The 11,166-nt window shown below is 59.4% G+C and carries 9 protein-coding genes; all 9 read left to right on the top strand.

Translation table 11 applies throughout. The features are described from left to right. The coding region (locus tag ONB25_07180; protein MDZ7392657.1) for a hypothetical protein at positions 1–987 on the top strand (987 nt) is incomplete at its 5' end. 7 nt (positions 988–994) lie between these two features. Further along, positions 995–3,511 carry a M14 family zinc carboxypeptidase gene (locus ONB25_07175; protein ID MDZ7392656.1) on the top strand — a complete coding sequence of 839 codons (2,517 nt, stop codon included), beginning with the start codon at positions 995–997 and terminating at the stop codon, positions 3,509–3,511. Between the two features lie 21 nt (positions 3,512–3,532). Further along, the gene (locus ONB25_07170) at positions 3,533–4,354 is read left to right on the top strand and encodes a hypothetical protein (protein ID MDZ7392655.1); all 822 of its coding nucleotides are present in this window, start codon (positions 3,533–3,535) and stop codon (positions 4,352–4,354) included. 140 nt (positions 4,355–4,494) lie between these two features. Continuing rightward, entirely contained in the window at positions 4,495–4,812 is a 318-nt protein-coding gene (locus ONB25_07165) for a hypothetical protein (protein ID MDZ7392654.1), read from the top strand. Then, positions 4,788–5,696 (top strand): aminotransferase class I/II-fold pyridoxal phosphate-dependent enzyme, encoded by a 909-nt coding sequence (locus tag ONB25_07160; protein MDZ7392653.1) that lies wholly within the window; start codon positions 4,788–4,790, stop codon positions 5,694–5,696. Before ONB25_07165 ends, ONB25_07160 begins: the two co-directional genes overlap by 25 nt. After that, entirely contained in the window at positions 5,693–7,345 is a 1,653-nt protein-coding gene (pckA, locus tag ONB25_07155) for a phosphoenolpyruvate carboxykinase (ATP) (protein MDZ7392652.1), read from the top strand. Before ONB25_07160 ends, pckA begins: the two co-directional genes overlap by 4 nt. A gap of 644 nt (positions 7,346–7,989) precedes the next feature. Then, positions 7,990–8,283 carry a hypothetical protein gene (locus tag ONB25_07150; protein MDZ7392651.1) on the top strand — a complete coding sequence of 98 codons (294 nt, stop codon included), beginning with the start codon at positions 7,990–7,992 and terminating at the stop codon, positions 8,281–8,283. Continuing rightward, positions 8,252–9,574 (top strand): ATP-binding protein, encoded by a 1,323-nt coding sequence (locus ONB25_07145; GenBank protein MDZ7392650.1) that lies wholly within the window; start codon positions 8,252–8,254, stop codon positions 9,572–9,574. The genes ONB25_07150 and ONB25_07145 overlap by 32 nt, the downstream gene beginning before the upstream one ends. Continuing rightward, positions 9,567–10,919 (top strand): sigma-54 dependent transcriptional regulator, encoded by a 1,353-nt coding sequence (locus ONB25_07140; protein ID MDZ7392649.1) that lies wholly within the window; start codon positions 9,567–9,569, stop codon positions 10,917–10,919. Before ONB25_07145 ends, ONB25_07140 begins: the two co-directional genes overlap by 8 nt. The last annotated feature ends 247 nt before the right edge of the window (positions 10,920–11,166 follow it).

The following is an 11,166-nucleotide window of genomic DNA, read 5'->3' as shown; positions in this document are numbered from 1 at the left end:
GGTGTGGCGCTGAGTCGCGAAAGGGCTCTTCTCCGCAAACCTTGGCCGTGGTTGGGATTTGCATGTGGCCTTGTGCTCCTTACGCCGCATTTCGCATGGTTGCAGAGAGAGGGTTTCTCTGGAGAAAGGGCGACTGCCGCGGTGCAGGCTATCTGGGGTGGCACAGGACACGGGGTGCTCGCGCCGGCACTATCCTCGCTGGCAGTTGCTCCACTTGCGCTGGCGGGCCTCCTTCGCCTCCTTTTTGGCAAAGCCGGGCGTGGGTTGCAAGCCCTCGGGTGGGCAAGCGTGTGTCTGCTGGGGGGCCTTTTCTTTGGGTTCAGACCCCATACCGTTGCGGCTGCAGTGGTGCCACTGGTTGCAGCAGGCGGGGTTGCCCTTGAGCAGATGCAAACGTGGCCGGGTCCCTGGCTTCGGCGTGTGGTGGTCGCATTCGTCCTTGTCGTGGGATTAGTGGGCCTGCCACTCAGTCTGCCGGTATTGCCCGCGGATACGACTTCTCGCTACGCAGCATTCCTGCGCGATGAGCTGGGCGCTTCGGAGCCCCTGCGGTGGGAAGATGGGCACACGCACGAGCTACCCCAGGATTTTGCCGACATGTTAGGGTGGGATAGCCAGGTGGCCACCGTAAGCTTGATCTACGGCAGCCTTCCGCCAGAGCTCAAGGAGCAGTGTGTGATTGTGGCTGCAGACCGGGGACAGGCAGCCGCCGTCAATGTGCTGGGGCCCCAGTATAGTCTTCCGCGTGCGGTGAGCACTGATGGGGACTACTACCGGTGGGGGCCAGGCCCGCTGCCGGGTGAGGTGCTGATTGCCATAGGAATGTCTCCGGAAAGCTTAGCTTCCCACTACGACGTCGTGGAGACGGCAGCTTCCGTGGTGACCAGATTTGCCCGGCAGGGTACTGTGCATGTGCTTGTCTGTGCTCAGCCGCGCATGCCTCTGTCGCTCCTTTGGCCCAGGCTGCGGCAGTTCACCAAAAGGTGAAGGCGACATGCAGCGTCTCACGGCGGTCGCATGCCTTCTCACCTCAATGACCCTGATTGTCGTCGCTCCCGCCGCCCAGCAGCGCGAGCGCTTTCGTGTCTACGCCCCCACCCGGCACGATGTGGAGACAGTACTTGCGCAAGACGTAGAACTTCTTGCCACCGACTTTGGCCGATCCCTTGACGTGTTCTGTACAGCGGAGACGGCGAAACTTCTCCAATCTGCCGGCCTGCAGGTACAACGCCTAATCGGGCCCCTCCCCGACCCCCGTGCGCAGGGCTTTCACACCTACGAGGAAACGAAAGCCTTCCTCCTGCAGGTGGCTGCCGCCTACCCTTCGATTGCGAGGCTCGACTCACTGACGTCATCCGTGCAGGGCCGCGGCATCTGGGCGTTGAAAATCTCGGATAACCCTTTCGAGGATGAGGACGAGCCGTGCCTGCTCGTGGAGGGGTGCATTCACGGCAATGAGCACCATTCTCTGGAAGCCTGTCTCTACTTCATCAACTACATGGTCACTCGCTATGGAACCGATCCCGAGGTGACCTCTTGGGTGAATGAGCGAGAAGTTTGGGTGGTGCCGTTAGTCAACCCGGATGGGCACGAGTTAAACAGGCGCACCAATGCTCATGAGGTGGATCTCAATCGCAACTTTGGGTATTGGTGGGGTTTTGCTGCCTCCAGCTACGGGACCGCGCCGTTCTCTGAGCCGGAAAGTAGGGCCATCCGCGACTTGGCAGAGAGTGTGAGACCATATGGGTCAATCGCGTTCCACACGGCTGGGAGGCTTGTGCTATACCCGTGGGCCTACATCGACAGTCCCCCCACCCCGGACGACCGTCTCTTTGCGCTGGTGGCAAGGGAATTGGTCGACTCTATCAACGCGGTCTCTACGTTAGGGCGATACAGTTTCCGCCGGTCGGGCACCTGGTACTGGCACGGTGGCGAGCACAACGACTGGATGTATTCGCAATACGGAATACTGTCGTTCACCATCGAAATGATGGATAGCCAGACTGCACCTCCTTCGGAAGAGGAGAACAAGGCGGTCCTACCAGCTTTGCGGGTCATGCTGCGGTTACCGGACCGCCGCGCGGTCACTGGGCGTGTCACCGAGGCGGTGAGTGGTCTCCCTTTGCCCGCGCGGCTGTCGGTCTTGGAGCTATTCGACCCTGACCAACCTGTGTGGAATCTGGCTGAGCCGGTCTTTGGACGCTTCATCCGTTTCCTGTTGCCTGGGGCATACACGCTTGAGGTGCAGGTTCCCGGCTATCCGCGGTATCAGTTTCCTGTGCTTGTGAAGACTGGCGATGCTCGCATTGAGCACAATCTGGTCGTGAGGGGTGGCGCCGACCTGGTCGTACAGCGCATCGTGGTATCCGACGGACCCGGAGCGGGAGAACAGGGCGACAGCAACGGTCAGATCAACCCTGGAGAAGTGGTGGCGCTTGTGCCGCAGGTGTACAACAGAGGGGGAGGTCTGGCTTCCGCGCTGCGCGCGGTACTGCGCTCCGCGTCGCCCCTCGCCCACATTGTCACCGCCTCCCTCTTTTTGGGCGATGTCCCGGCTGGAACAGAAGTGGTTGGAACGCCAGGCTTTCTTGTCCGGGTTGGGCAGCAGGCTCGCCCTGGGGAGGCGCTTCCTCTCGAACTCCGTTTTGCGGCTGCAGATGGCTATCCATGGTCAGAGTTCACTCAGGTCCGACTCCAAGGGTTCAACGACGACATGGAGAACGGATGGGATCAGTGGACTCACGGCGTCTTTCCGGATGCCAGCAACACAGTGGACGACTGGCAGTATGGTCTTGTGCGTGGAGAAGGAGGTGACCCCGGCACTGCCTACTCAGGGCGCTTCGTGTGGGGGAACGACCTGGGAGAAGGTGCCTATGATGGTCGGTACGCGAATGATGTGCATAACTACTTACAGATGCGCACGCTGAACTGTCGGGGCTGGTTGCAGGTGTACCTGCATTTTTACCGCTGGCTGACGGTGCAGCAGGGAGATCGGGCCTACATCACCGTCAATGACCGCGTGGTCTGGGACAACCTTTCCCATGCCTTCAGCGAGGCGAGCTGGTCATATCAGGTCGTGGACATCTCCGCGGCGGCTGCTGATAGGGACTCTGTGGTGGTGCGCTTCTGCCTTCGCACCAACAGCTCCGGCACTGCCGGTGGATGGACCATTGACGACGTGATGGTGAGCGACAGAGCGCAGGTAGGAGTGGCCCCCACCACCGCGCCGCCCATGTCGCACCTCCTTGCTCAGAACTTCCCGAACCCGTTCAATTCAGCTACTACCTTTGTGTTTACACTCCCGGAACGGATGCACGTCTCACTCATCGTCTACAATCTTGACGGTCAGGAACTAAAGCGGCTGGTGGACGGCGTTCTGCCTGCCGGTCCGCACCGGCTTTCCTGGAACAGTGAGGACGAGCAAGGGCGAAAGGTAGCCACCGGTATCTACCTGGCCTCTTTGTGCTCCCGGCTCGGCGCCCAGACCCTGAAGCTGGTGTGTGTGCGGTAGTAAACTGCGAAAGGTCAGAACATGAAGAGCAATCCACTGCGCGATTCCACGTTGCGTTGGCTGCTCGCCGTCCTGCTCACGGTGCCGTTCTTGGCTTTTCAGCGGCGAACAGGACCCACGTACCCGGTGCGAGGCAAAGTGGAGTTAGGCGGTGCGTCAGTTTCCTATCGCCTGCCTCGATCGGCCTCTGTGGGTGCTGACGCCGTCGTGCGCATTTCCGTTCCCGACACCAGCATTTGCGGCTCGCTCTCTTATCGACGCTACAAATCTCTGGATGCGTGGGCGGAGACGGCTTTGCGCCGTGAAGGCGAGTTTCTCGTGGGCGAATTGCCAGAACAGCCTCCGGCCGGCAAGGTTATGTACACGGTCACACTCAGGAAGGAAAGCCAGACGGTGACCCTTCCCATGCAACCGGTGGTGCTGCGCTTCAAGGGGAAAGTTCCCGTCGCGGTTCTTGTGCCGCATGTTCTTTTCATTACGCTTGCCATGCTTTTCTCGACGCGTGCAGGAGTCGAAGCGCTTGCCCGCGCGGGCCAGCCGCGCAGATTCATGCTCTGGACCATTGGGCTCTTCCTCGTGGGCGGATTCATTCTGGGCCCCGTCGTGCAGAAACTGGCCTTTGGTGCGTTCTGGACCGGTTTCCCCTTCGGCCACGACCTGACCGACAATAAGACGCTCGTCGCCATGTTGGGGTGGGTGGCGGCATGGAAGGCGACGGCTGGCGGCCGCAAACGCCGCGGGTGGGTCATTGGTGCAGCCTTGCTCATGGTTGTGGTGTACTTGATCCCGCACAGCCTGCTGGGCTCTGAAATCGACTTTACGTCGACTGGCCCTGGCCGGTGATTCTTGCCAAGAAAGCCATTGCTTTTTTGCCATCATTTTCGTAGAATTAGTGCCGCGCGAGGTGGTCAGGGGAAAGCTAAAAGACTTTCCCGTGAGCCTCGCGTTTGTAATTTGTCAGGCGGAACAGTCCAGGAGTTTCAATGAGTCTCAGTTACATTGCCAAGACGATCAAGCCTTCCCCGACGCTGGCCCTGAATGAAAAGGCGGCCATCCTTAGGGAGAAGGGCGAGCCTGTAATTCACCTTGGCGGGGGAGAGCCCAAGAGCCGCGCGCCCATCGACGCCATTGTGGCTGCCGCAGCCCACTTGAACACCGGCGAGGTGCGCTATGCACCTCCCGATGGCATTCCCGCGCTGAAAAAGGCTATTATCCGCTACACTGAGGAACACTATGGGCGCCTCGTGGCCCCGGAAAACGTCATAAGCAGGCAATCATGGTCGCACTGCAGGCAATTCTGAATCCTCAGGAGGAAGTGATCTTCCCCGCACCGTACTGGGTGAGCTACCCCGACATGGTGCGCTTGTGTGGGGGGGTCCCCGTACCGGTCTTGCCGGAGGACGGGACCTTCTACCCGCGGCTCCAGGACATCGAACAGCGCGTTGGGCCCTATACCAAGGCCGTTATCATCAACAGCCCGAACAACCCCACGGGCGCCATGTACAGCGAAGAGTTTGTCGCCGACATAGTGGAGTTTTGCGAGCGGCGCAATCTCTACCTCATCATGGACGACATCTACCATCGCCTTCTGTTTGATGGACGCAAGCCGATTAGTTGCTACAAGTACGCCAAGGACCTCTCGGAAAACTCAAAGCTGATTGTCATCAATGGTGTCTCTAAGCAATATGCGATGACTGGTTTTCGCATTGGCTGGGCGGTGGCAAATAGGAAGCTCATCGAAGCGATGACCAATATTCAGGGGCACCAGACTTCGGGGCCCTCGGTGCTCTTGCAGGTGGCGGCGGTGGGAGCGCTCAACGGACTGCAGTCGTGCGTGGAAAACCTGCGTGTCACCTTGGAAAACAACCGCAATGTCATGATTGATCGCCTGTCTTCTTTCGAAGGGGTGCGCGTCACCAAGCCGGACGGTACCTTCTATTGTTTCGCCGATTTTAGCGCCTACAGCAAGGACTCGACCAAACTCTCCAATTTCCTCATCGACAAAGTCTTGGTCTTGACGGTGCCAGGGGTGGAGTTTGGCCTGGAAGGGTACTTGCGCCTGAGCTTTTGCGGTTCGATTAAGGACATCACCGAGGGTATCGAGCGGATGAAGTGGGCGTTAGACCTGCAGTCGCCAAATGAGCTCTACATTGGAGATCGCAAGTTGGTGAGGGATTGGGCATGAAGTACCTGGAATTCGACACGCCGGCGAGCAAGCAGGCAAAGGAGCTAGCCTCCGACTTTGGGCTGAGCAACCACGGCCTCTCCTTTTTGGACAGGGTGTACTGGAATCTCCCCGAACCTGCTCTGTACGAGGAGGCGGTGTTTCGCAATGAAGGGCACATTCTTGCCCAAGGACCATTGGTGGTGCACACCGGCAAGCATACAGCGCGTGCCGCGGCTGACAAGTTTATCGTGCGGGAGGCTTCGACCGAGGACCGCATCTGGTGGGGTGAGTACAACCGACCGTTGAGCGCAGCCAAGTTCAACGAGATTCTAGCCAGAGTGCAGGCCTACTGCCAGGGGGAGGAGCTCTTTGTGCAAGACTGTTATGTGTGCGCCGACCCTGCCTACCGCATGCCCATCCGCATCGTTACGGAAAAAGCCTGGCAAAGCCTCTTCGTGCGCCACATGTTCCTGACCACTTCCAACCAGGAAGAGCTGAAGCATTTCGTGCCCGAGTTCACCGTACTAGCGGTGACAGGGTTCAAGGTCGACCCCCGCATCGACGGCACGCGCACAGAAACGGCCATCCTGTTGAATTTCGGCGAACGGCTTGGCATCATCGCGAATACCCTGTACGGCGGCGAAATCAAGAAATCCATCTTTACCCTACTCAATTTCCTCCTCACGTTTGAAGACGTGCTGCCGATGCATTGCTCGGCCAATGTGGGCCCGAAGGGTGACGTGGCGCTCTTTTTTGGGCTGAGCGGCACTGGCAAGACCACGCTATCTGCCGACCCGCGGCGCCGTCTGATTGGCGATGATGAACATGGATGGAGCGCTGAAGGGGTTTTCAATTTCGAAGGAGGGTGCTATGCCAAGGTGATTCGGCTGTCGCCAGAGCACGAGCCCCAGATTTGGGCAGCCACTCACCGGTTCGGCACTATCCTCGAAAACGTTGTCTACGACCCGGTCTCTCGGCTCATGGACCTTGACGACGACATGATCACGGAGAACACTCGGGCGTGTTATCCTCTGGAGTTTATCCCTAATGTGGTACCGGAGGGCTATGTCCATGCGCACCCGAAGAACGTCATATTCCTGACCTGCGACGCCTCCGGCGTACTGCCCCCCATCGCTCGCCTCACGCCCGCGCAGGCGCAGTACCACTTCATCAGTGGCTACACCTCAAAGATCGCCGGCACCGAAATCGGGTTGGGCATCGAGCCGCAGATAACTTTTAGCACCTGTTTTGGGGCACCTTTCATGGTGCGTCATCCGTTCGAATACGCCGAAATGTTGAAGAAACGCCTCATCCAGCACAAGGCGCAGTGTTGGCTGGTGAACACCGGTTGGGTAGGCGGACGTTTTGGCGTGGGAAAAAGAATCAGCATTCGCCACACGCGCGCGCTGCTCAATGCCGCGCTGGAAGGGAAGCTGGATGGCGTGGAGTACCGCAAGGACCGGATCTTCGGGTTTGACGTGCCGCGCACCTGTCCGGACGTGCCCGAGGACGTGCTTGACCCGGCCAGCTCGTGGGGGGACAAAGATGAGTACTGGAAGAAGTACGACGCACTGGCGGCGCGTTTTATCGAGAACTTTAAGCTCTTCGCCAGCGGCTGTTCCCAGGAGGTGCGGGACGCGGGACCAAAGCGTTTAGCCCAAGTGTGAGGAGTGCCCTACCCCGGAGTAGCGCCGCTCAATCTTGGATGATTGTTTTTGCCTTCGGTAGCGTGGGGCGCTTTGTCCGCCTTTGACGCATTCACGAGAGAATTCGCCTCCTCACCGCGGACTACGCCGATACTAGATTATTTTTTTGCGGGGTGTTGGTGAGCGTCATCGCATCTCTGCTCTCACGTGTTATTGGAGCCGTAACCCCTGGCAGTAGACGTTTATCACTGAGCCCCTGTGGGGGTGGGGGCGCGCCATTCAATGAAGATTCATCGGCGCGGCTCTGCGTTTTTCCGCTTCTCGCATCGGTGTACCTCCTTGTAACTATCTTCGACCCTTCCGCGATTTCGTGCCATTGCCGTAAGCAACAGTAGGTAATTTTTACCCCCTGATGGGTCTTTTTTGCCTACAGCTGGACGGCCCCTGATCCGGCAGCACAGTGATTGGGGTGCCACGGAGGCCAATGGGCTCGTGAGAGGGTAGTTGTAACTTGCTTGAGAAACAAATGATTAGCGAGTACAGCTGGTCAGGGGAGCATGAAGGAGTATCGTCGGCCACAGTTGCGGGGAATGGTGCCAAATTTGCCCCGATAACACAGCTCAAACTGTGCGAATGGCGCGTTGGGGACGAGCAACGAGGCGATCATGGCAGACGGCCGAGGTTTCGTCGATCTGGTCAGCTTTCTTTCCTCCAGGCAAGGACAAGGGGAACCCCTTGGTGCGGTGCCGCGCCGGGTCATACCCTCTCACCGCGTAAAGGTGGAACCGAACCCGGTCCAGATCGGTGCGGGCGGGCATTGTGGAGGAGAGCCAAAGGTCCGGGTGCACACCCGCGATAACGTGGTGCAGCGAATAGAGATCCTCTGTGCATGCGGGCGGACTATCGAACTAGCATTGGATTATGGCGATGGGCGGACAGCAGAAGGGCAACGGTCGTAGCGTAGCTACCGGACCCAGTGCCCAGACCGATGGCTCCGTTCGTCCCGCTGCGGCAGTGGGTGGAGAGCTGGCGTTGGGCGCCGCGCTGGCCGACTTTAGCCAAGCAATGGCCTCCATTACCAGCGCCCACCAAGAGTTGAGCAGGCGAATTGCCGAGCTGGACCTACAGCTTGCTCAGCGCAACGCAGAGCTGGCGCAGAGTCTGCTCGAGACGCAGCGCCTGAAGACCTATCTCAACTACATTCTTGACAGCATGTCCAATTGCCTGGTGGTGGTGGATCGTGCGGGTACCATCACCCTTTTCAACAAAGCGGCGGAGCGCCTGACGGGTTACCAGGCAAAAGAGGTAGTCGGCAGGCGCTACGAGGATGTGTTTCGCTCGTGCACCACGGATGCTTTTGCCCCTTTGCACGTGGTGAGCTCGGCGAGCGGCGTATCGGAGGGGGACAAGGAGATTGTGGGCAAGTCAGGTCAGAGGATACCAATCAAGTTCGCTTGCTCGCGGCTGACCGATCCAAGCGGACAAGTGTTGGGTGCCATCGAGGTGTTCAGCGACCTGAGTACCGTGCGGCTTTTGGAAGAGCAACGCCGCCGCATCAGCGTGCTCTCTGCGTTGACGGAGATGGCAGGAGTTGTCGCCCACGAGATACGCAATCCCTTGCAGGGAATCGCCGGCTACGCTGCACTGTTGTCGGAGGAGCTCCCTATCGATGATCCCCGGCACGGGATGGCCAGGCAGATCCTGGAAGGCGTGCAACGTCTGGATGAAATTGTCAACAATCTTCTGCTCTTAGTGCGCCCCGGGAAAGGTTTTCTGACCGGTCTTGACCTCACGGCGTTTCTCCGCGAGTTTGTCGCCTCCTGCCGCAGGCGGTTCGGGAGCCATAGCTCGATCCTGGTTGAGGAAGACATGCCCACTCGTTCCCTTTTCGCAAAGGCGGACCCGGTCCTTTTGGAACGTGCACTCTGGAGCATCGTGCACAACGCGGTTCAGGCTATGCCTGAGGGAGGCAAGCTCCGCGTGGCGTTGCGCAGGGCCGCAGGATCCGGACAAAGGCAGGGCGCCTGCCAGATAACAATTGCCGATACGGGCTTGGGCATGTCCCGCGAGGTGATGGATCGCCTGTTCATGCCATTTTTCACCACCAAGGAGCGCGGGGCGGGTCTGGGCCTGGCCATCGCGCGGAACCTCATCGCCTTCCAGCAGGGGGAGATTATGGTGCGCAGCAGTGAAGGCAATGGTACATGCGTGACTGTTACCCTGCCGTGCGTGCGAGGCGTGCATGAGTAGACTCGCAATACTCGTGGTGGAAGACGACCCTCTCGGTGGGCGCTTTGTGCGCGACGCCATCCAACGCTGGGGCTATGACGTGACTCTGGTGCAAGATGGTGCCTCGGCGTTAGAACTGGCCTCACGGCAGAGCTTTGCTCTGGTCCTGACTGACCTGAAAATGGAAGGCGTCAACGGCATGGATGTCCTTTGTGGCATCAAAAGGCTCCACCCGGATACTGAGGTGGTGATCATGACCGCCTACGGCACCATCGACAATGCCGTGGAGGCGATGAAGAAAGGGGCCTTTGATTACATCACCAAGCCGGTGGCGCCGGAAGAGCTGCGTCTCGTGGTGGAGCGGGTTCAAGAGCGCCAGCAGCTCCTGGCCGAGAACCGCTTTCTGCGCGCCGAGCTGCAAAAGCAGCAGGGCGTGAGCACGATTCTTGGCCAGAGCCTTGCCATGCAGCGCATCCGCGAGACGGTGCAAATGGTGGCCCCCACTTCGGCGGCAGTGCTCATCGAAGGGGAAACGGGGACCGGAAAAGAGGTCGTGGCCAATGCTATCGAGCGCGCCAGCCCCCGCCACGGAAAACCATTCGTGAAGGTCAACTGCGGCGCATTACCCCACACTCTGCTGGAAAGCGAGCTCTTCGGGCACGAACGAGGCGCTTTCACCGGCGCGGTTGCCCAAATGAAAGGGCGATTCGAGCTTGCCGATGGCGGTACGATGCTATTAGACGAAATCGCCGATCTGGACAAGGCAATGCAAGTGAAGCTGCTGCGCGTGTTGCAGTTCGGTGAGTTCGAGCGTATTGGGAGTGGGCGCACCCTGCAGACAGATGTGCGCATCATCGCCACCACCAACCGCAACCTCTTGGAAGAGGTGAAGAAGGAGCGCTTTCGCAAAGACCTCTACTTCCGCCTGAACACCCTGTGCATACGCATCCCGCCCCTCCGGGAGCGGCGCGAGGACATTCCTTTGTTAGCCGAACACTTCCTTGCCCGCTTTGCGGCACGCAACGGAGAGCGTAAGAGACTCTCGCCGGAGGCTATGCGCGTACTCATGGAACACAACTGGCCCGGGAATGTCCGCGAGCTGGAAAGTGCCATTGAGCGAGCGGCGGTTCTCAGCAGGGGCATTGAGATTCTTACCCCGGAGCATTTCCCGTACATTCGTGAGCATGCCGAGCTTCTACAGACGGACAGCCCCTCACCACTTGTGACTCTGGCCGATGTGGAGCGAGCCCACATCCTCAAGACCCTGCAGCAAATGCAGGGCAACAAGACCCAGACGGCTCGTGTTCTCGGCATCACCGTCAAGACCCTCCGCGCCAAGCTGCGGGCTTACGGGATTGCAGAGTAAGACAGTCCGACACGGTCTCACCGGCCTGAGCGGCCCTTGGGCCACGTGATCCGTTGCCCGGGTGACTCGCTCCGTGCTCAAGAAATCGCTCCTCTGTTGGTGCACTTGTCCCGCTACCCCTGCTGAGTAGGACCTCACCGAAACCATAGCCCTTCTCGGCTGTCGCTTCTCCTCCTAAGGCGCAGCACGTGGTCAACCCAATTGGGCGATCGTGCCGGACGTCGACCGGCACGAACCTGGTGTAAGC

It is taken from the genome of candidate division KSB1 bacterium, from assembly GCA_034506335.1.
GTDB lineage: Bacteria > Zhuqueibacterota > Zhuqueibacteria > JANLFK01 > Oleimicrobiaceae > Oleimicrobium.
The sequence above is the reverse complement of the archived record's forward strand: the minus strand, read 5'-3'. Positions and strand labels throughout refer to the sequence as shown.